Origin of the sequence: Rhodoplanes sp., from assembly GCF_013377085.1 — a bacterium.
GTDB lineage: Bacteria > Pseudomonadota > Alphaproteobacteria > Rhizobiales > Xanthobacteraceae > Rhodoplanes.
The window spans coordinates 409546-428863 of record NZ_JACAAX010000001.1 but is presented as its reverse complement, the minus strand read 5'-3'; the positions used below and the strand labels follow the sequence as shown (position 1 = coordinate 428863).

The 19318-nt window shown below is 69.1% G+C and carries 19 protein-coding genes; 11 read left to right on the top strand and 8 right to left on the bottom strand.

From position 1 onward, the window contains the following. The first annotated feature begins 28 nt into the window (after positions 1-28). Entirely contained in the window at positions 29-433 is a 405-nt protein-coding gene (locus tag HXX10_RS01875; RefSeq protein ID WP_296519656.1) for a hypothetical protein, read from the top strand. A 91-nt stretch (positions 434-524) separates the two neighbouring features. Next, positions 525-1226, top strand: a complete 702-nt coding sequence (locus HXX10_RS01870; protein WP_296519655.1) for a fumarylacetoacetate hydrolase family protein — start codon at positions 525-527, stop codon at positions 1224-1226. A gap of 64 nt (positions 1227-1290) precedes the next feature. Here the strand turns inward: HXX10_RS01870 and HXX10_RS01865 are convergent, their stop codons facing one another. Further along, on the bottom strand, positions 1291-2295 hold the full coding sequence (locus tag HXX10_RS01865) for a tripartite tricarboxylate transporter substrate binding protein (protein ID WP_296519706.1): 1005 nt from the start codon (positions 2293-2295) through the stop codon (positions 1291-1293). 268 nt (positions 2296-2563) lie between these two features. Between HXX10_RS01865 and HXX10_RS01860 the strand changes: the two genes are divergently transcribed. Beyond that, complete coding sequence (locus tag HXX10_RS01860; protein WP_296519653.1) at positions 2564-3574, top strand: tripartite tricarboxylate transporter substrate binding protein; 1011 nt, start codon at positions 2564-2566, stop codon at positions 3572-3574. Positions 3575-3616: 42 nt separating this feature from the next. Here the strand turns inward: HXX10_RS01860 and HXX10_RS01855 are convergent, their stop codons facing one another. The 6 genes from HXX10_RS01855 to HXX10_RS01830 form a co-directional block, all read right to left on the bottom strand. Further along, entirely contained in the window at positions 3617-4321 is a 705-nt protein-coding gene (locus HXX10_RS01855; protein ID WP_296519652.1) for an ABC transporter ATP-binding protein, read from the bottom strand. Then, positions 4321-5049 carry an ABC transporter ATP-binding protein gene (locus tag HXX10_RS01850; protein ID WP_296519651.1) on the bottom strand — a complete coding sequence of 243 codons (729 nt, stop codon included), beginning with the start codon at positions 5047-5049 and terminating at the stop codon, positions 4321-4323. The genes HXX10_RS01855 and HXX10_RS01850 overlap by 1 nt, the downstream gene beginning before the upstream one ends. After that, positions 5046-6047: a branched-chain amino acid ABC transporter permease gene (locus HXX10_RS01845; RefSeq protein WP_296519650.1), complete on the bottom strand. Its 1002-nt coding sequence runs from the start codon at positions 6045-6047 to the stop codon at positions 5046-5048. Before HXX10_RS01845 ends, HXX10_RS01850 begins: the two co-directional genes overlap by 4 nt. Next, positions 6044-6925 carry a branched-chain amino acid ABC transporter permease gene (locus tag HXX10_RS01840; protein WP_296519649.1) on the bottom strand — a complete coding sequence of 294 codons (882 nt, stop codon included), beginning with the start codon at positions 6923-6925 and terminating at the stop codon, positions 6044-6046. Before HXX10_RS01840 ends, HXX10_RS01845 begins: the two co-directional genes overlap by 4 nt. 246 nt (positions 6926-7171) lie before the next feature. Continuing rightward, on the bottom strand, positions 7172-8413 hold the full coding sequence (locus HXX10_RS01835) for an ABC transporter substrate-binding protein (protein ID WP_296519648.1): 1242 nt from the start codon (positions 8411-8413) through the stop codon (positions 7172-7174). A 160-nt stretch (positions 8414-8573) separates the two neighbouring features. Beyond that, positions 8574-9332 (bottom strand): Crp/Fnr family transcriptional regulator, encoded by a 759-nt coding sequence (locus HXX10_RS01830; RefSeq protein ID WP_296519647.1) that lies wholly within the window; start codon positions 9330-9332, stop codon positions 8574-8576. A gap of 565 nt (positions 9333-9897) precedes the next feature. On the opposite strand from HXX10_RS01830, the gene HXX10_RS01825 reads away from it, so the two are divergent. The 7 genes from HXX10_RS01825 to HXX10_RS01795 all read left to right on the top strand — a co-directional run bounded on the left by HXX10_RS01825 (position 9898) and on the right by HXX10_RS01795 (position 14448). Beyond that, the gene (locus tag HXX10_RS01825; protein WP_296519646.1) at positions 9898-10353 is read left to right on the top strand and encodes a hypothetical protein; all 456 of its coding nucleotides are present in this window, start codon (positions 9898-9900) and stop codon (positions 10351-10353) included. A gap of 272 nt (positions 10354-10625) precedes the next feature. Then, positions 10626-10901: a hypothetical protein gene (locus HXX10_RS01820; protein ID WP_296519645.1), complete on the top strand. Its 276-nt coding sequence runs from the start codon at positions 10626-10628 to the stop codon at positions 10899-10901. Positions 10902-11524: 623 nt separating this feature from the next. Beyond that, positions 11525-12103, top strand: a complete 579-nt coding sequence (locus HXX10_RS01815; protein ID WP_296519644.1) for an HPF/RaiA family ribosome-associated protein — start codon at positions 11525-11527, stop codon at positions 12101-12103. A gap of 107 nt (positions 12104-12210) precedes the next feature. Beyond that, on the top strand, positions 12211-12357 hold the full coding sequence (locus HXX10_RS01810) for a hypothetical protein (RefSeq protein WP_296519643.1): 147 nt from the start codon (positions 12211-12213) through the stop codon (positions 12355-12357). Between the two features lie 354 nt (positions 12358-12711). Then, entirely contained in the window at positions 12712-13008 is a 297-nt protein-coding gene (locus HXX10_RS01805; protein ID WP_296519704.1) for a helix-turn-helix transcriptional regulator, read from the top strand. A gap of 138 nt (positions 13009-13146) precedes the next feature. Next, the gene (locus HXX10_RS01800; RefSeq protein ID WP_296519642.1) at positions 13147-14049 is read left to right on the top strand and encodes a 3-hydroxyacyl-CoA dehydrogenase NAD-binding domain-containing protein; all 903 of its coding nucleotides are present in this window, start codon (positions 13147-13149) and stop codon (positions 14047-14049) included. Between the two features lie 240 nt (positions 14050-14289). Next, entirely contained in the window at positions 14290-14448 is a 159-nt protein-coding gene (locus HXX10_RS01795) for a hypothetical protein (protein WP_296519641.1), read from the top strand. Between the two features lie 53 nt (positions 14449-14501). On the opposite strand, the gene HXX10_RS01790 is transcribed toward HXX10_RS01795, so the two are convergent. Next, positions 14502-15299, bottom strand: coding sequence for a GntR family transcriptional regulator (locus HXX10_RS01790; RefSeq protein ID WP_296519640.1), 798 nt, complete (start codon positions 15297-15299; stop codon positions 14502-14504). A 431-nt stretch (positions 15300-15730) separates the two neighbouring features. On the opposite strand from HXX10_RS01790, the gene HXX10_RS01785 reads away from it, so the two are divergent. Continuing rightward, positions 15731-19246: an FAD-dependent oxidoreductase gene (locus tag HXX10_RS01785; protein WP_296519639.1), complete on the top strand. Its 3516-nt coding sequence runs from the start codon at positions 15731-15733 to the stop codon at positions 19244-19246. Positions 19247-19318 lie beyond the last annotated feature (72 nt).

The window sequence follows — 19318 nt, the reverse complement described above, 5'->3', positions numbered from 1 at the left end:
GGCAGCGGTGCGCGTTCCGGAGTTCCCCATGCAACGACCGTTCGGCCCCGCCCCCTTCGTCCGCGCCCTCGTGCTGGCAACGACGTCCTTCCTCGGGTTGCCCTGCCTCCCCGCCTCTCCTGTCGCCGCCGCGCCCGACTGCCTCGCGGCACCCGACACCACGCCGACGGCCGGGCGCCGCTGGTTCTACCGGCTCGACCGCGGCACCAGCCGCAAATGCTGGTACCTCCGCGAGGCCGACGAGCCCCGGCCGGCTACCGGCGAGACAGCCGAAACCGCCCCGGCACCCGCCACGCCGCTTGCCCCGGCGTCGGCCGAGCGCCCGGCGCGCCCGCTGACGGCATCGGAGCGCGACGTGCTGTTCCAGGAATTCCTCGCCTGGCGCCTGCAGCAGCCGTCCGCGGAGGAGACGGCCGCCGGCGCGGCACGTTGACGCGCGCCGTGCATGTGATATGGGGCGAAAATCTTTCGTCCGGCCGTCGCGACGGCCGGGCGCCCCCGCCACCTCGCACCGAGATCCCCGCATGACCGCGCGCTATGTGATCGATCCTCCCCCTCAGGCCACGCTGGCGATCGCCGGCTCGGACCAGCTCTTCCCGGTGCGACGCATCTGGTGCGTCGGCCGCAACTATATCGAGCACATCCGCGAGATGGGGAACGACGAGCGCGAGCCTCCGTTCTTCTTCGCCAAGCCGGCCGACGCGGTCGTGCCGGACGGCGGCGTGGTCCCCTACCCGCCGCTGACCAAGGACATGCATCACGAGGTCGAGATGGTCGTGGCGCTCGAGGCCGGCGGCCGCAACATCAAGGCCGCCAAGGCGCTGGACCTCGTCTGGGGCTACGGCGTCGGTATCGACCTGACCCGCCGCGACCTGCAGATCGCGTCGCGGAAAATCCAGCGGCCGTGGGAGATCGGCAAGGCGTTCGATGCCTCCGCCCCGTGCGGCGCGCTGAAGCCCGCCGCTGAGATCGGCCACCCGAGCAAGGGCCGCATCACGCTCGCCTGCAACGGCACGCTGCGCCAGGATGGCGACCTCGACCAGATGATCTGGAAGGTGCCGGAGATCATCGAGAAGCTGTCCGAGATGGTGGCGCTCGAGGCCGGCGACATCATCATGACGGGCACGCCGGCCGGCGTCGCCGCGACGGTGGCGGGCGACAAGCTCGACTGCGCCGTCGAGGGCGTCGGCACCCTGACGGTGACGATCGGCAAGCCGCTGGCCTGAGCCACGGGTTGCAGCAAACACCGAACCGGGCCGACGCGATGCGCCGGCCCGGCCGTGTTTCCAACTACCGGATCCCCTGCTCGGCCTGCTTCAGGAGGCCGACCTGGGCCATGAAGGCCCGCACCTCGTCGTCCTCCTTGGCGATCACCCGGGCAAACTCGGCAGCCGGCAGAAAGGCCGGCTTCACCCCCAGCCGCACGGACGCCTCGATGAAGTCCGGACTCGCCACGGTCGCCTTGATGGCGGCCTCGAGCGCATTGATGGTGACCGGCGACGTGCCCTTCGGAACCGCGATCCCACGCCACGCCTCGAGATTCAGGTCGAAACCCTGCTCGCGGGCGGTCGGCACGTCCGGGAAGTTCGGATCGCGGGCCGCCGTGAGCGCCGCGAGCAGCCGGAGCTGCCCCCCGGTCACGTAGCTCGTCAACGCGCCGGGAAGCTGCAGCACCGCATCGACTTGGGCGCCGAGCAGGCTCGGCACCACCTGGGCGGCGCCGAACGGCACCTCGACGGCCTCGACCCCGCCGGCGCGCAGCAGCGCGACCAGCGACATGTGGGTGTGGCTGCCCACCCCCGAATGACCGATCGTGATCTGACCCGGCCGCGCCTTCATGGCGGCGACGAACTCGGGCAAGGTCTTCCACGGCGCGTCGGCGCGCACCGCCAGAACCGGCGTCTCGACCAGCACCCGGGCGACCGGCTCGAACGCCGTGTAGTCGACCGCGAGCGCGCCCGAGTGATGCGCCGTCGAGATCGAGTTCGAGTTCCACACGATCGCGGAGCCGTCCGCCTTCTGCGCGGCGACCCAGCGATAGCCGATGGCGCCGCCGGCGCCCGGGCGGTTCACCACGATGACCTTGTTGCCGAGCCGCCTGGACATGCCGTCGGCGAGCAGCCGCGCGGTGACGTCGGCCGACGACCCGGCCGGAAACAGGACCGTCATCTCGATGATGCCGCGCTCCGGCAATCCCGGCTGGGCCGTTCCCGGCCGCACCGCCACCAGCCCGAACCCCAATGCCCCCAGGGCGAGCGCGACAACCGCCGCGCCCCTACGCCACGTTACCGCCATCACGTCCCCCGTCATGTCGCGCCGCGAGCGGCGTCGCCGCCTGCGACCGGGGAACGATGAGCGATAATCTGGGCGGAATGGGCGTCAGTCTGTGGCAGACCGGAGGCCGAGGGAACCGCCACCGACGGCGGTCGGCCGATGTGCTCTCCCGCTCGGCCCGTCGGCGGAATCAACGGGAGACGCTCGACACCACGCCTCGGGCATGTTAGGGCATAAACCTAGTCTTTTGCCTGTATTGATAGGGAGCGGTCCCGCCCCCCGCGCCAAAATGCGCCTCCCCGACAGGACGACGGCAATGACAGGTGACGGCTTCACAAGACGCGTCATCGCGTTCGGCACGCTCGGGTCGTTTGTGCTGCCCATGGCCGCCGCGGCTGCTCAAGATGCCTATCCGTCTCGACCCGTGGAAGTGACCGTCCCGTTCGCCGCCGGCGGCGGAACCGATCTGATCGCACGTCTTCTGTGCGACGGCCTGACGAGGCGCCTGGGCAACACCTTCGTGGCCATCAATCGGCCGGGCGCCAACACCAATATCGGAACCCAGGCGGTCGTCCGTTCGAAACCGGATGGCTACAGCCTGTTGATGGCGAGCATGGGGCTGGCTGCCAATCCATCGCTCTATCGCAAGCTGTCTTACGACCCGCAACGTGATCTGGTGCCCATCACGCTGATCGCCAATTCCTCGGCCGTGGTGGTCGTCCACCCGTCGCTTCCGGTCCACGACGTTCCCGAGCTGATCAGCTATCTGAAAGCCCGGCCGAACCAGGTCAACTACGCGGCGTACGGGATCGGCAGCGGCCCTCATTTGTCCGCCGAGCTGTTCCAGGCGGCCACCGGAACCAGCCTCGTCCACGTCCCCTACAAGGGCGGTGGCGAAGCCGCCGTCGCGGTGCTCACGAACCAGGTCCAGATGTTCTTTTCCGGCCCCATGCCGGTGCTGGCGATGATCCGCGACCGGGCCTTGCGTCCGATCGCCGTCGCGGCCGATCACCGCCTGAGCCTTCTGCCCGACGTGCCGACGTTTCGTGAGTTCGGCATCGACTACCTGAGCGGTACGTGGTTCGGCCTTCTCGCTCCCGCCGGCACCGACCCGTCGATCCTGAAGAGGCTTCACGCGGCCGCGATCGAGACTCTCGACGAGCCGATCGTGCGGTCCAGGCTGGCCGAAACAGGTGCCGAGGTGATCGCCAGCACACCCGACGAGTTCAAGCGGTTCCTGAAGGACGAGACGGACCGCCTGTCCGTCAGGATCAAGGCGGCCGGACTCCGGATCGACTAGTCGGCCTTCAGACGCGCCGTCCCGTCGGTGACGGCCGTCGGCTCACATCCCCAGATAGGCCTGCCGCACCCGGTCGTCGGCCAAAAGCTCCTCGCCGGTGCCCGACAGGGTGATGCGGCCGTTCTCCAGCACATAGGCGCGATTGGCGAGCTTCAGCGACATGGCGACATTCTGCTCGACCAGCACGCAGGTCAGCCCCTCGCGGTTGAGCTCGCGGATGGTGCGCAGCACCTCCTGCACGATGGCGGGCGCAAGGCCGAGCGAGGGCTCGTCGAACATCACGAGGTCGGGCACGCCCATCAGGCAGCGGCCGATCGCCAGCATCTGCTGCTCGCCGCCCGACAGCGTGCCGGCCGTCTGCTTCAGCCGCTCCTCCAGAATCGGGAACATCGCGAAGACGCGGTCGAGCTGCTGCTGGCGTTTTTCGCGGGCCCGCGGCAGCAAGGCTCCCATCTCCAGGTTCTCGCCGACCGTCAGGCTCGGAAAAATCTGGCGGCCCTCGGCGACCTGGCCGATGCCGAGATTGCAGACCCGGTGGCTCGGCCAGCCGGCGATCTCGGCGCCCCGGAAGGTGATGCCGCCGTGCGCGGGGCGGATCATGCCGGCGATGGTGCGGATCAGCGAGGTCTTGCCGGCCCCGTTGGCGCCGACGATGGCGACGATGCTGCCCTCGTCGACGTCGAAGGAGACGCGGTCGAGCGCCTGGGCGTCGCCGTAGAACACGTCGAGGTCGCGCACCGCCAGCATCAGAACGTGGCCTCCGCGCCGAGATACGAGGTGATCACCTTGGCGTCGCGGACCACCTCCTCGGGGCGCCCCTGCGCGATCGGGGCGCCGTGATGCAGCACCAGCATGTGGCCGGCGAGCGCCATCACGGCCCGCATCACGTGCTCGATCAGGAGGATCGTCACGCCCATGTCGCGGTTGACGCCGCGCAGGATGTCGACCATCCGATCGGTCTCGGTCGGCCGCAGCCCCGCCATCACCTCGTCGAGCAGCAGGAGTTTCGGATCCGTGGCCAGCGCTCGGGCGAGTTCCAGCCGCTTCCGATCCGGCAGGGTGAGCGCGGAGGCGCGAAAATCGCGCTTCTCGAACAGATCGAGGGTGGCGAGGATGTCGCGGGCGTAGCGGCGCGCCACCGCCATGTCGGTGCGGTGCAGGAGCGCGCCGATCACCACATTGTCCTCGACGGTCAGGCCCGGAAACGGCCGCACGATCTGGAACGTGCGGGCGACGCCGAGCCGGCAGACGGCGTCGGGCGTGCGGCCCTCGATGCGCTCGCCGCGGAACGTGATGGTGCCGTCGTTGGGCGCCAGCACGCCGGCGATCATGTTGAACAGCGTGGTCTTGCCGGCGCCGTTCGGGCCGATCACGGCGAAGATGTCGCCGGCCTCGACCGTGAACGACACCCGGTCGACCGCGACCAGGCCGCGGAACCGCTTGCCGACATCGGCGACCGCGAGGAGCGGGCTCACGGGCGACGCCTCGCGAGGCCGAGCTTGCGCGACAGCCAGGGCCACACCCCGGTCGGCACCAGATAGATGATGGTCATCAGCGTGAGGCCGAAGAACACCGCCTTGGCGCCGGGCGCGTTGATGCCGAGATGCTCGGTCACCGAGATCAGGATCTCGCCAAGCGGCGTGAGGATGAAGGCGCCGACCACCGGCCCGAACACGGTGCCGGTGCCACCGACGATCGGACCGAGGATCAGCTCGATCGAGCGTCCCATGTCGAAGAGCTGCGCCGGGAACAGACTGTTGTAATAGAAGGCGTAGAACACGCCGCCGATCGCCGTCATCGACGAGGAGATCAACACGGCCTTCAGCTTGGCGCGAAACACGTCGATGCCGAGCGCCCGCGCCGCGGTCTCGTCCTCGCGGATCGCTATCCACTGATAGCCGAGCCGCGAGCGCGCCAGCAACGCCGTGAGCAGCACGGCGGCGGCAGCGAGCGCGAAGGCGAGATAGTAGAAGAAGAGCTGGCTGCCGCGCAGATTCCACCACTGGCCGAGCCGCTGCTCTTCGTAGGGGATGAACAGGCCGCCGGCGCCGCCGACGAAACCGATATGGTCGAAGCCGATGCGGGTGAACTCGGCGAACGCGATGGTCAGCAGCGCGAAATAGACGCCCTCGATGCCGAACCGGAAGCCGAGCCAGCCGATCGCCGCGCCGAAGGCGGCCGCGACCGCCACGGCCGGGAAGACGCCGAGCCACGGGCCGATGCCGAAATGCACCCACAGGGCCGCCGACACGTAGCCGCCGAGGCCGACATAGAGGGCGTGGCCGAGCGAGAGCTGCCCGGCATAGCCCATCATCAGGTTCCAGGCCTGCCCGACATAGACGAAGTAGAGGATCAGGGTGAGGACCGAGAGCACGTAGCGGGTCGCCCCCAGCGGCGCGACCAGCAGCAGCAGCAAGGCGAGCGCCACCACGACCTGCCCGCGCCGGTTCATGTCGCCCCACAGCGAGATCATGCCGGCTTCTTTCCGAGCAGGCCCTGCGGCCGCAGCACCAGCACGGCGACCAGCAGGGCGAACGAGAACATGCTCTTCATCGACGGTGCGATGAGGAAGCCGGCGAGCGCCTCGGAGACGCCGATCAAGAGGCCCGCGACCAGGGCCCCCGCCATCGAGCCGAGGCCGCCGATGATCACGATCGTGAAGGCGAGCAGCGTGTAGGCCGGCCCGAGGCTCGGCACCGCGTCGGCGATCGTCACCATCAGGGAGCCGGCGGCGCCGACGCAGGCCAGCCCGATGCCGAACGTGACGGCGTAGAGCCGACGGACGTCGAGCCCGACCACGGCGGCGCCGATCAGGTTGTCGGCGCAGGCCCGGATCGCCGTGCCGGTGCTGGTGAAGCGAAAGAAGCCGAACAGCACGGCGCAGACCGCCAGCGCCGCCACGGCGGCGAACACCCGCACCTTGTCGATGATCAGCGGGCCGACCTCGTAGCTGTCGAACGCATAGGGCAGATTGGCCGGCTGGGCGTCCGGCCCGAACACGATCAGCACGGCGTTGACCAGCACGATCGCGAGCCCGACCAGCAGGATGAACTGCTCATGGTCGGGACGGCCGACGAAGGAGTTGATGAGCATGCGCTGGAGCGCAAAGCCGACCACGAAGAACACCGCGGCGATCGGCACCATCGCGATCAGCGGGTCGAGCCCAAAGGCGCGGAACAGCACGAAGGCGGCATACATGGCCACCACGGCGAACTCGCCATGGGCGAAGTTGACCAGCCGCACCACCCCGAAAATGGCCGACAGGCCGAGCGCCATCAGGCCGTAGAGAAGGCCGGTCAGCACGCCCTGGACGACGACGTTGAGCCAGATCGACAGCATCGGGGTGAACATGTGAACGCACCTTCCCTCGGCGGGCGGCCGGAGGCCGCCGCCATGGGCAGGTGCCGGGTTGCGACGGAGTTACCCCAGGACGGCGACCCCACGCAACCTCCGTTCGCGGCCGGCGTGGCTGCGCGGAACGCGCGGAACACGTCCCGGGAGCCCTCCACCTCTCCGCGAGGGGAGAGGCGAGCCGCGGGCGCGGCGCCCGCACCCGCTCCGGAGCGCGGGCGAGCCGGCCGAGGCAGGACCGCGCGGTCAGGACCGTCCTTGCCAGGGCGGCATCGGCAGCACCGGGGCGGCGACGGCGACGTCCGGCGGCAGCACGACGGTCGGGGTGCGGTTGCGGTTCTGCACCACGGCGGCCTGGATGTTGTTGTTCTGGCCCTTCTCGTCGAACTTGATCGGGCCGCCCGTCAACACGTGCTCGGCGATGTTGGTCGTCTTCACGGCCGCCATCAGCGTGGGCCCGTCCGCCGTGCCGGCGCGCTTGAAGGCGTCGGCCCCGACCATGATGGCCTCGAACGTGAAGCCGGCATTGAAGCAGTCGACCTCGAACCGGTTGGTCGGGTGCGCCGTCTTGTAGGCCGCGGCGAGCGCCTGGGTCACCGGCGACTTCGCATTCGCCCAGGGCAGGTTGTAGAGGTGGAAGTCGGCGAGCGGGCCGAGCGCCTGGTAGAACTCCTCGTCGTAGAGGCCGGGCGAGCCGGGCGAGATGATCGCCTTCGGCTCGAAGCGTTGCCGCACCATGTCGCGCACCAGCTTGATGGCGTCGGACGAGCGGGTGGTGACCAGCACCAGCTCGGGCGCCAGCGCGCGGATCTTGGTGACCTCGACGGCGAGGTCCTGGGCCTTGGGATCGTAGGCGATCGATTCGAGCAGCGGAAACGGCATCTCGGCGGCCGGGAACAGCCGGTCCATGGCGGCGCGCTGCGCCGTGCCGAAAGTGTCGTTGGCGTGCACGAACACGGCGTTCTTGAACGGAACGCTGGTCGCGGCCATCAGGTCCTTCACCAGCCGCAGCCCGTTGCCGACGAGCTGGGCATTGGTCAGGAAGTTGCGGACCAGGTACTTGTAGCCCTGCTCGGTGAGCTGGGGCACCGAGGCGATGTTGATGATCAGCGGCACCTGGCGCTGCTCGCAGACTTGCGCCATCGCCAGCGTCGCGCCCGACTCGAAGGCGCCGACCACGCATTGCGCCCCTTCGGCGATCGCCCGCTCGGTCTGGGTCCGCGCCACGTCGACATTGGATTCGAAGTCGACATGGACCAGCTCGACAGAATAACCGAGATCGGCCAGCACCTTCGGGGTCACCACGGCGCCGCGGTAGCAGGACTGCCCGGCGGCCGCGAACAGGCCCGAGCGCGGCAGCACGACGGCGACCTTCAGGGCCTTGGCCTGGGCCCGCACCACGGCGGGGGCCGCCAGCATCGCCCCGGCGGCCGCAGCACCGCCCAGGACATGACGCCGGCTCGGCCGGAAATGGTTGTCGGAACGCATGGGCACTATCCTCCTTGGAAATTTATCAGCCCGTTGAAATTTGGCGCGGATCGTAGGGGCCTCGCCGCGAGCGGGCAAGCGCATCTTGGCCGGTGGCGAGCGAGGTCCAGACAAGCCGCCCGGGCGGCGGGGGCGCGACCCGCGTGCATGACTTGCCGCCTCAACCGGCCGAGGGGGCGCCCCGGGGCAGGCGAAAATCCGCGACCGCGGCGAGGACATCCGGCTCGATCAGCCGCAGCGAGGCGGCCTTCATCTCGATCAGGCGCTCGCGCCGGAGCTGCTGGAGGGTGCGGTTGACGTGGACGACGCTCAGTCCCAGCGCGTCGGCCATCACCTCCTGGGTGAGCGGCATCGGCACGAAGGAGCCGAGCGAAAAGCCGATCTCGTCGAGCCGGTGGCCGAGCTCGACCAGGAGATGGGCGATGCGCTCATAGGCGGTCTGGCGGCCGAGCCGAACCACATGATTGAGCAGGCAGGCTTCCTGGCGGGCCTGTGCGGCCGCCCAGGCGCGGGCGAGACCGGGAAACCGATCCGGCTCGCGCACCATCTCGAACAGGCAGCCGGTCGAGGCGATCGACACCGCCGTCAAGGTCACGGCCGACGTGGTGGCGAGCGGCTCCGCCCCGGTCGGATGGCCGAACAGATCGCCGGGCAGCAGGAAGTCGAAGATCTGGCGGCGGCCATCGGCCAGCAGGCGCAGCCGGCAGGCCCAGCCGGCCAGCAGGGCGCCGGGCTTCGCCAGCCGCTCACCCTCGACATAGAGCTCGGTGCCGGCCCGCACCTCGCCGGGCGCCGCACAGGTCTGGCGGACGATCGAGCGCTCCTGGTCGGACAGCGGCGCAAAGCTCGACAACCGCCGCCAGAGCAGGTCATGCGGCTTGCGGTCGACCATGCGCGGGGCGCCGGCGCCAGGGGACATCGCGGTCGTGCCTTACCCACGGACAGCGGAGGCACCGAGCGGGCCGGAGGGACCGTTCCGGGGCGATCCCGGCGGCAGCCCTGGGCCGGCGCGGCGACGCGCCTCCGACCCGACCGAGCATTTCGGCTCATCGCGGGCAAATCAAGGCGCGCTCGATGTCGAGACATGAATTCGTCGCGAGGCCGAAGAGATGCCGAAGGTCAGTCCTCGACCCAATAAGTTGCGGTATGGTGGAACCGCGAGATGGCTCGGTGAATTGAAGACAAAGGCCGCACGAGACGATCACGGGACATCACGAAAACGAGAGCCGCAGCCGGAGCACGTTGTAGAAGATAATAAAACCCACCTTCATTAACCCACGGCAAGCCAGCGATATTTTTTTCCGCTGGGAACGCCGCCCGATACCCGCACTTTCGTTTGCAGAAGGCTCTGCCGGACCACCGGCGAGCCAGCCGGCCGCGCCGGTCGACGGCGACCATCGACGCCGAGCGTCCGCCACGCCCGACAATGCGGGGTGCGCACCGCTGAGCCGCCCCGCCCCACTCTCGACAAGGAGTGCTCATCGATGTGCGACTACAGCCTGCAACACGTCGCGACGCGTGCCGCCAAGGTGGGCGATCAGTTGGTGACCACCAAGTTCAACAACTCGATCACCCGCGGATTCGCCGAGGTGGGCGTGCCGAACGTGGCGGTGTGCATCCTGCCCGGGACCGAGCTCGCCTTCGAGCAGGACGTCGAATGCGATCACGCCCTCGGCTTCTTCCCCAGCCGCAAGCTGCGCGAGCGGGTCGCCCGCTTCCGCCAGATCAACATGGACAACCCCTACGAGCATCATGATGCCCTCGAGCTCCCGAGCGGACAGGTCGTCCTGCTGACCCGTCTGTGCGAGGGCCAGGTGGCGACGGTCCTGCAACTCCCGGCATCGGCGACCGCCGAGACGGAGCACGAGCACGACCATGAGCACGGCGAGAGCCATGCCGCACCCGAAGCGACTCCATGGTCCGAACGGACCGTGGTCTGACGCACCGGGGCTCTTTGCAGTTGCGTTCCCGTTTCACGCGTCGGGGCGCCGGGATGCACCCGGCGACCCGACTTTGTTGCGCTGCAATCGAACCGCGCGGGCGATCGGGCGTCGATCTCGGACGCGTCGAAAGCCCCGGCTGCCAGCCATTGCCGACGCCTCGCTTCGATCGTCGGCAGTGCAGCTCTGGCGACTTTTGGAAAAACTTCGCGAATGCGAAAATGACTTTCCGCGCCTGCGAAACTGTGGTGTGCTCAAGTTGAAAAGCCCCGATGGCGAGCGAGACCTCCATGTTCGTACGAGAGCATCAGCTACACGGACACGACGAGATCGTCCGCTTTCTCGAGACGATCAAGAAGAAGGGTCTCATTTCCGAGTATCTGGTGAGCTGGAACGGCCGCGATGGCCGCCTCACACCCAAGGTCACGGTCTGGCGCACAGACGGCACGCTGCCGGTTCATCGCGTCAAGGGCGCGATTGCCAGGAAGCTGTTCGGGCTGATCCCGGCCGAGCGCATCAGCATCATCGCCGACCGCGCGCAAGCCTGACCAATAGCCTGTCCTTTCGAGCGGCCGCTGCAAGGCAGCGACCCTGCACCCATGGACGACCAGCGATCCCCTCCCGGTTTGCGGGCGAGGCGTCGTGTGCCACCGCTTCACGGTGACCGCGCCGGTTGGCCGCGCCTGCCGCCGGCGTCACACCGCGACATTCGCCGGCACCTGGACGGCGACCTGCTCGCGCCGCGCGGACGAGCGGCAGGTCTTCACGGCGGCCGGGAGCACGCCCCGCACGCCGGTCTCGAAGGCCGCCACCACGGCCTCGTCGACGTCGCTCTTGCGGCAGATCGTCGGCGCGACTGTCGGCAGCCGCGAGCGTCGACCCCTTCCGTCTGATCAGACGGTCGCCGCGGCGGCTCGCCCACCGCAGCGGTGTCGGGTGCGGCACGATCGAGAAGGACGGCAAGGGATTCTGGTATCGGACGCGACTGGATTGTCGTTCTTAGTGGAAAATCAAGTCCACTCGCGTCACCATGGATCTGGACGCGTCACCTCCCGGGCGGCGCGGCACCGTCTCGACGGGCCTCCCGTCCTGGAAATCCCGCTCCGGCATACCTACATAGGAGCATTGTGACTCGCCCTCCCGTTCATTCTCACCGGTCGTCAGGTGACAAATGCAAGTTCCTGTCGAGATCGCTTTCCACAACATCGACTCCTCGGATTGGGCGGAGACCGTGATCCGCGGCCGTGTCTCGGAGCTCGAGCGGCTGTTCGATCGCATCACCTCGTGCCGGGTGCGGGTCGACCAGCGTGCCAAATCGAACGGGACCTCGATCCCGCCCGTGGTGCGCATCGAGATCGGAATTCCGGGACGTGCCGATCTGGTGGTCAGCCACGAGCCCGAGCACCTGCAACGCAAGTATCAGCGGCCCGACCTGCAGAAGGCCATCAACGAGGCCTTCCGCATCGCCGAGCGGCAGCTCGTCGGCCTCAAGGAGCAGCGCCAGGGCAAGACCAAGGCCATCTACAGCGATATTCAGAACCAGCGGCTCGGTCAGGTCGCCGAGGTGCAGCCCGAGCAGGACTTCGGCTATCTGGTCACGTCCGAGGGCAGCCTGCTCTACTTCCACCGCAACAGCGTGCTGGCCGGCGATTTCGATGCGCTCGGCCGCGGTGACGAGCTCTACTATGTCGAGGGCGTCGGCGACACGGGTCCGGTCGCCACCAAGGTGCGGGTGAAAACGCCCGAATAGCGCCGCCCCACATCCGGTCCTCGGCGCCCCTGTGCGGGGCGCCGAGCAAAGCCATTTCGTTCGGCGAGACAAGCCGGCTCGCAGGGCCAGCTCGCAGGGATGGGGTCGTGACCAACGATCCGAAGGACGATCCCAAGAACCGCGACACCGGCGGCAAGCAGGGCACGGCGGAGCTTTGGACAGAGCCGCATCGACGGTCGCGACAGATCGGGCGGCATGACAAGGTGGCGCCGCCGGGCGGCCGGAACGACTGACCGCGGAGGCTTCGAATCGCCGAGCGCCATGTGCTGCGCGGGGCGCAATTCGCCAAAAGCGTCGTGCGGCCGCGCCGTCGTTCGCATGTCCGGCCCGCACCAGATCGGCGTGCGCTGACAAATGCGGCTCGTCGTGTTATCTGACTCGACTGTTGCGCTGCAAAACCGCGGCGACCGCCGCTTCGGCGCGCGGGACGCTTCGGGCGGATGACTTCGGCCGGACGGTTTCGGCCGGACGACTTCGACCGGCGGCCCGGCACGTTACCCGAGACAGGACCACGCATGAACCTTCAGACCCCCGTCGCCCGCCGGCCGCGCGCATCCTCATCGAGCACCGGTGTCGATTTCGGCACCATGCGCGCCAATGCGCGAGAGGCGAGCGAATTCCTGAAGGCGCTGTCGCACGAAGCCCGGCTCGTCATCCTGTGCATGCTGACCGAGGGCGAGAAGTCGGTCAGCGAGATCGAGCAGACCGTCAAGCTTCGCCAGCCGGCCGTGTCGCAGCAGCTCGCCCGCCTGCGCGCCGACGACCTCGTCGAGACGCGCCGCGACGGCAAGAACGTCTACTATTCCCTGGCCCGGCCGGAGGTGCGCGAGATCATCGCCGCCCTGCACCGGTCGTTCTGCAAGCCGCCCCGCCGCGCGCGGTGACGCGCAGGGGCGCCGTGACGGGCCGCGCACCGTGGTGCGCCAGCATGTCAGAACCAGCGGCGAACCAGCCGCCCGCGTGACCGCTCCGCCGCGCCAGACGCCATGCGCCGGCGACGGCCGACAAGGCATGGAGTCGACGTGACCACTTCCACCATCGCAGTCGTGGGCGGCGGCCTGATGGGCCACGGCATCGCCTATCTGTTCGCCGCCGCCGGGCACCCGGTTCGCGTGTTCGACCCGGACGAGGCGATCCGCCGCTCGCTGCCGATGCGGCTCGGCCTGATCGCCGACCTGCTCGAGCACGACAGCGGCGTGATCGAGCGCATCGCGGTCCACGACCAGCTCGAAACGGCCGCGGCCGGCAGCGACCTGGTCGTCGAGGCCGCGCCGGAAAAGCTCGCGCTCAAGCGCAAGCTGTTCGCCGAGCTCGAGGCGATCGTGCGGCCCGACACCATCCTGGCCAGCAACTCGTCGGCGATCCCGAGCACCGAGATCGGCCGCCATCTCCTGCACCGGGACCGGGTGATCGGCACCCATTTCTGGAATCCGCCGCATCTGGTGCCGCTCGTCGAGGTGGTCCAGACCGAATGGACCAGCGCCGAGACGGTCACCCGCACCATGGAGGTGCTGCGTCGCGCCGGGAAGCGGCCCGTGCATGTCCGGCGCGACATTCCGGGTTTCATCGGCAATCGCCTGCAGCACGCCCTCAAGCGCGAGGCGATCGCGCTGCTCGCCGCCGGCGTCGCCGACGCCGAGACGATCGACACGGTGGTCAAGGACGGTTTCGGGGCGCGGCTCGCCGTGCTCGGGCCGCTCGAGCAGAGCGACCTGGTCGGGCTCGATCTGACGCTCGACATCCAGGAGACCCTGGTGCCCCATCTCGACCGCGCCCCCGAGGTGAACGAGCTCCTCCGGCAGAAGGTCGCCGAGGGCAAGCTCGGCATGAAGACGGGCGAAGGCTTTCGCCGCTGGACGCCCGAGGAGGCCGAGGCGGTGCGCGAGCGCCTCGGCCAGACGCTCGTCGATCTCACCCGGCGCTGAGCCGCAGCGGCGTCGCCGGGAGTCCCGGCGAGGCCGGCGCAAAGCGTCGCCGGGACGGGTGCGGCGCAATCCTGCACCGCGGTGCCTTGACAGGCATCAAGCGCGGCTCACACTTCGGATGATACCATCGTGGTGCGCGGACGGGCGTGCTCGGACCGCGAACCAGCGGTTTTCGGCCGAGGTGAGACCGGATCGACCGAAGACCGCCGTTCCGTGGTCCGACCGGACGGAGAGCGTCGCATGGACGTGATCGAGGACTACCTCCGCGATCAGGCGGTGAAATATCGCGAGCTCGCCGATAAGGCGGCCGACGACTTCGTCAAGAAGGAGCTGATCGAGCTCGCCGCCGTGTGCGAGGAGGTCGCCAACGACATCGAGGATCGTCTGGCCAGTGGCTGACGCCGGTCTCGATCAGTCTCGGTGATCACACGTCGGCGGTCCTGACGACCGCCTCAATCGTCGCGGCCGATCTCGGCGGCGGAGATCTGTTGCAAGACCCGCCGGGCTGTGGGGCTGCGGCGCAGCAGCTCCTCGCCCTCCATCGCAGCAGCCGGCCGTGCGCCGGCCGGCGGTGGCGTGATCGCCAGCGCGATCCCGTCGGCCCCCAGAAGCTGGTCCCGCATGGTGCGGATGTGCTTGCGGGCCGCCGCCTCGGCGGCATCGGGATCGCGCGCCGCGATCGCCTCGAGGATCGCCATGTGCTCGCCGGCGGCGAGCGCCTTGCGGGCGTGATGGTCGGCCGGGATCGACCGCACCATGCGGAACAGATTGAGCGAACCGCGCAGCATCGCCTGCAGGGCGGGGTTCCTGGCCGCCAGGATCACGGCCTCGTGGAAATCCACCAGCGCCAGATCGGGATCGTCCTCGTCGTCCTCGTTCCCCGGATCGACCGCGCAGGCCCGCAGCCGCGTGATGTCCTCGTCGTCGGCACGCTCGGCCGCCAACCGCGCCGCCATGCCTTCCAGCGCCTCGCGGATCGCCAGCATGTCGGCGATGTCGCGCTCGTTCGGCGCCTTCACCGAGGCGCCACGCCGCGGCTCGATGACCACCAGCCCGAGCTGCTCGAGCCGCCGCAGCGCCTCGCGGACCGGCGACCGGCTGGTCCGGAACCGCTTGGCGATGTCGGGCTCCGACAGCTTCTGCCCGCTCTTGAGCGTGCCCTGCACGATCAGGCGCTCGAGATGCTGCTCGATCTGGCGCGATAGCGAGACCAGCGCCGGCACATCGAAGGATAATTCGGATTCGCTCATGGGACGACCTGATTTGGCCCGGCCGGGCGACACGTCGGCCCACCCGGGACATGCAAGGCATGTTCCGGCGCTGGCCTCCGGCCGCACACGGTCCTCATCGCATACATCACCCGGACACGTCCTCGGAAGCGCCGAAACGGCGGCAGGCGCCGCGGCCGGGACCAGATGCAGGCGCGTCGTTGCGCCCGCTCGGTGCGAACTTTAGACACCTAATTCTCCCGCGACGCCATTAGTCCTATCACGGGGGTAGTAAAAAACCGTGCTCCCGCCGGCCGAAGGCCCGGTCCGGCACCGTCGGAGGCGCCGAACGAGCCAACGCAGGGCCCGCATCGCCGCACGCCCACGGCGCCGATTCGTGCTATAGGCGCCCAGCCCGAAACCTCCAGACCCGACATGGCCGCGCCGGGCGGCCCCGAGGACAGCATTCCGACATGGCTTCGTTGACCGATCCTGTTGCGCCCCCCGCCGACGCGCCGCTTCGCCTCGCCTACGACCTCGACTTCGCGGACCTGTATGGCCGCGACGGGCTCGCCCGGCTCGATGCCGCCTTCGTGGCCCATCTGGCCGAGACCGACGTCGCCCTGCACGACCGCCTGGTGACGGCGCGCACGACGCCCGACGCCGTCGCGCCGAAGGACGAGTCCGAGCTCCTGATCGCGCTCGCGCCGCATCTCGAGGATGTCGTCGCCGCGCTGTTCGGGATCGGCACCGAAATGCGTGCCCTGCAGGCGCGCCACGACGCGCTCGCCCCGCTCTACACGGTCAAGCGCCTGTTCGTGCAGCGCCGCGCCGCCAAGAAATTCGGTGCGGCCGCCGCCGCGGCGTTCGACGGCGACGCACTGCGCCGCGCCCTCGAGGAGGTGCTGGGCGGTCCGTTCGACGAGCTGCGCTTCGCCACCTTCATCGCGCCGATCTTCGAGACCGAAGCCGAGCATGCCGAGGTCCTGGATCTCGCCGCCCGCTACGCCGCCTGGGCGATCCATACGGAGGCGGGCCAGCACCGTCACCATGACGGTGTGCTGTTCAAGGCACCCGGCAAGATAGACCCGATGCGACTGGTGCCGGTCGAGACCGAGGTGGTCGACGGCGTCACCATGTACAAGCTGCCGGACCATCATCGCCGCTTCCGCGAGGGCTTCGCCCTCACCGACTGCGGCACCGATCTGACCGGCGCGCTCGATCACGCCAACTACTGCATCTGGTGCCACAACCAGGGCAAGGACAGTTGCGCCCGCGGCCTCAAGGAGAAGACCGGCAGCTTCCGCCGCAACGAGTTCGGCGTGGCGCTGGCCGGCTGCCCGCTCGAGGAAAAAATCTCCGAGATGAATCTCGTCAAGGCGGGCGGCCACACGGTCGGTGCGCTGGCGATCGCCACCATCGACAACCCGATGTGCGCCGCGACCGGCCACCGTATCTGCAACGACTGCATGAAGTCGTGCATCTATCAGAAGCAGGACCCGGTCGACATCCCGCAGATCGAGACCCGCACCCTCAAGGACGTGCTGGATCTGCCCTGGGGCTTCGAGATCTACTCGCTGCTGACCCGCTGGAACCCGCTGAACCTGCGCCGTCCCCTGCCCCGTCCCGACTCCGGCCGCACCGTGCTGGTGGTCGGCCTCGGGCCCGCCGGCTTCACGCTCGCGCATCACCTGATGAACGACGGCCACGGCATCGTCGCGGTCGACGGCTTGAAGGTCGAGCCGCTGGCGCCCGAGCTGTCCGGCGTCGATGCGAACGGCGCCCGCGTGCCCTTCCGGCCGATCCGCGACATCGCGGAGCTGGAGGAGAATCTCGGCACCCGCGTGATGGCCGGCTTCGGCGGCGTCGCCGAGTACGGCATCACGGTGCGCTGGAACAAGAACTACTTGAAGCTCATCCGGCTGCTGCTGGAGCGGCGAAGCCAGTTCAAGATGTATGGCGGCGTGCGCTTCGGCGGCACGCTCGGGCTCGAGGACGCCTTCCATCTCGGCTTCGATCACGTCGCGCTGTGCACCGGCGCCGGCAAGCCGACCGTGGTGCCGATGCTCAACGGGCTCGCCACCGGCGTGCGCCAGGCCTCCGACTTCCTGATGGCGCTGCAGCTCACCGGCGCGGCCAAGCCCGACAGCATCGCCAACCTGCAGATCCGCCTGCCCGTGATCGTCATCGGCGGCGGCCTGACGGCGATCGACACCGCGACCGAGGCGCTCGCCTACTATCCGCTGCAGGTGGAGAAGTTCCTGGCCCGCTACGAGGCGCTGGCGGTCGAGCGCAGCGCCGCGCAGGTGCGTGCCCTGTGGAGCGAGGCCGAGGCGGCGACCGCCGACGAGTTCATCGACCATGCGCGGCAAATCCGCGCCGAGCGCGAGGCCGCGGCCCGCGAAGGCCGGCCGCCGAACCTCGCCGCTCTGGTGAAGCGCTGGGGCGGCGTCACGGTGGCGTATCGCCGCCGTATGGTCGAGGCGCCGAGCTACACGCTCAACCACGAGGAGATCGCCAAGGCGATGGAGGAAGGCATCCGGTTCGCCGAGAGGCTTTCCCCGACCGAGGTCGTGTTGGACAGCTACGGCATGGCCAAGGCGCTCAAGCTCGCCCGCCAGGGCGAGGGGCCCGGCGCGGCCGAGGTGACGCTGCCGGCCCGCACCATCGTGGTGGCGGCCGGCACCCAGCCGAACACCACGCTGGCCCGCGAGGACCCCGCCATGGTGCTCGACGGCAAGTACTACCGGGCGAAGAGCGAGGACGGCGAGACGGTGACGCCGGAGCGCATCGCCAAGCCGGCGACCGCCCATGTGCTGACCAGCGTGCGGGCCGACGGCCGCGCCGTCAGCTTCTTCGGCGACCTGCATCCCTCCTTCGCCGGCAATGTGGTGAAGGCGATGGCGAGCGCCAAGCAGGGCTATCCGGTGGTCAGCCGGCTGCTCTCCAAGGTCGACACGGCGCCGATGCGCCGCGCCTATCTGTTCGACAAGCTCGACCAGGAGCTTCGGCCCGTGATCCATCAGGTCAACCGCCTCACCCCGACCATCGTCGAGGTGGTGGTGCGCGCCCCGATGGCGGCGAGCGCCTTCCAGCCCGGCCAGTTCTACCGCCTGCAGAACTACGAGAGCTACGCGACGCATGTGGACGGCACCTGCCTCGCCATGGAAGGCTTGGCGCTGACCGGCGCCTGGGTCGACCGCGAGCAGGGCCTGCTCGCCACCATCGTGCTGGAGATGGGCGGCTCGTCCGATCTGTGCGCCACGCTGCGGCCCGGCGAGCCCGTGATCCTGATGGGACCGACCGGCGCGCCGACCGAGATCGAGCCGGGCGAGACCGTGCTCCTGATCGGCGGCGGGCTGGGCAACGCCGTGCTGTTCTCGATCGGCGAGGCGGCGCGCGAGCGCGGCGGCAAGGTCCTGTACTTTGCCGGCTACAAGCAGCGGCGCGACCGCTACAAGGTCGCCGAGATCGAGCGTGCCGCCGACGCCATCGTGTGGTGCTGCGACGAGGCGCCGGGCTTTGCGCCCGAGCGGCCGCAGGACAAGGCCTATGTCGGCAACATGGTGGCGGCGCTCGAAGCCTATGCCACCGGCGCGCTCGGCGATCGGCCGATCGACCTCAAGGAGGTCGACCGCGTCATCGCCATCGGATCCGACGGCATGATGTCCGCCGTCGCCCGTGCCCGCCACGGCATGCTGGCCGCCCATCTCAAGCCCGGTCACAAGGCGATCGGCTCGATCAACTCGCCGATGCAATGCATGATGAAGGAGATCTGTGCCCAGTGCCTGCAGGTCCACAAGGACCCGACGACCGGCACCGAGACCATCGTGTTCTCCTGCGCCAACCAGGACCAGGAGCTCGACCATGTCGACTTCGCCAATCTGCGCAGCCGCCTGTCGCAGAACGGCACCCAGGAGAAGCTGACCAAGCAGTGGATCGACCGCGCGCTGCGCCATCTCGATCTTCGCGGGCACATCGCGGGGTGAGAGTGATGCAATACGGCGGCTCACCTCTTCACCTCCCCCTGGAGGGGGGAGGTCGGCGAGCGAAGCTCGCCG

Bases quoted from the DNA above. Each gene is read 5' to 3' on its own strand.
- HXX10_RS01820 (WP_296519645.1), top strand. From the start codon at position 10,626: ATGGCGAGCGAGACCTCCATGTTCGTACGAGAGCATCAGCTACACGGA.
- HXX10_RS01835 (WP_296519648.1), bottom strand. From the start codon at position 8,413: ATGCGTTCCGACAACCATTTCCGGCCGAGCCGGCGTCATGTCCTGGGC.
- HXX10_RS01805 (WP_296519704.1), top strand. From the start codon at position 12,712: ATGCGCGCCAATGCGCGAGAGGCGAGCGAATTCCTGAAGGCGCTGTCG.
- HXX10_RS01830 (WP_296519647.1), bottom strand. From the start codon at position 9,332: ATGTCCCCTGGCGCCGGCGCCCCGCGCATGGTCGACCGCAAGCCGCAT.
- HXX10_RS01875 (WP_296519656.1), top strand. From the start codon at position 29: ATGCAACGACCGTTCGGCCCCGCCCCCTTCGTCCGCGCCCTCGTGCTG.
- HXX10_RS01795 (WP_296519641.1), top strand. From the start codon at position 14,290: ATGGACGTGATCGAGGACTACCTCCGCGATCAGGCGGTGAAATATCGC.
- HXX10_RS01825 (WP_296519646.1), top strand. From the start codon at position 9,898: ATGTGCGACTACAGCCTGCAACACGTCGCGACGCGTGCCGCCAAGGTG.
- HXX10_RS01790 (WP_296519640.1), bottom strand. From the start codon at position 15,299: ATGAGCGAATCCGAATTATCCTTCGATGTGCCGGCGCTGGTCTCGCTA.
- HXX10_RS01845 (WP_296519650.1), bottom strand. From the start codon at position 6,047: ATGATCTCGCTGTGGGGCGACATGAACCGGCGCGGGCAGGTCGTGGTG.
- HXX10_RS01860 (WP_296519653.1), top strand. From the start codon at position 2,564: ATGCGCCTCCCCGACAGGACGACGGCAATGACAGGTGACGGCTTCACA.
- HXX10_RS01865 (WP_296519706.1), bottom strand. From the start codon at position 2,295: ATGGCGGTAACGTGGCGTAGGGGCGCGGCGGTTGTCGCGCTCGCCCTG.
- HXX10_RS01855 (WP_296519652.1), bottom strand. From the start codon at position 4,321: ATGCTGGCGGTGCGCGACCTCGACGTGTTCTACGGCGACGCCCAGGCG.
- HXX10_RS01785 (WP_296519639.1), top strand. From the start codon at position 15,731: ATGGCTTCGTTGACCGATCCTGTTGCGCCCCCCGCCGACGCGCCGCTT.
- HXX10_RS01840 (WP_296519649.1), bottom strand. From the start codon at position 6,925: ATGTTCACCCCGATGCTGTCGATCTGGCTCAACGTCGTCGTCCAGGGC.
- HXX10_RS01815 (WP_296519644.1), top strand. From the start codon at position 11,525: ATGCAAGTTCCTGTCGAGATCGCTTTCCACAACATCGACTCCTCGGAT.
- HXX10_RS01870 (WP_296519655.1), top strand. From the start codon at position 525: ATGACCGCGCGCTATGTGATCGATCCTCCCCCTCAGGCCACGCTGGCG.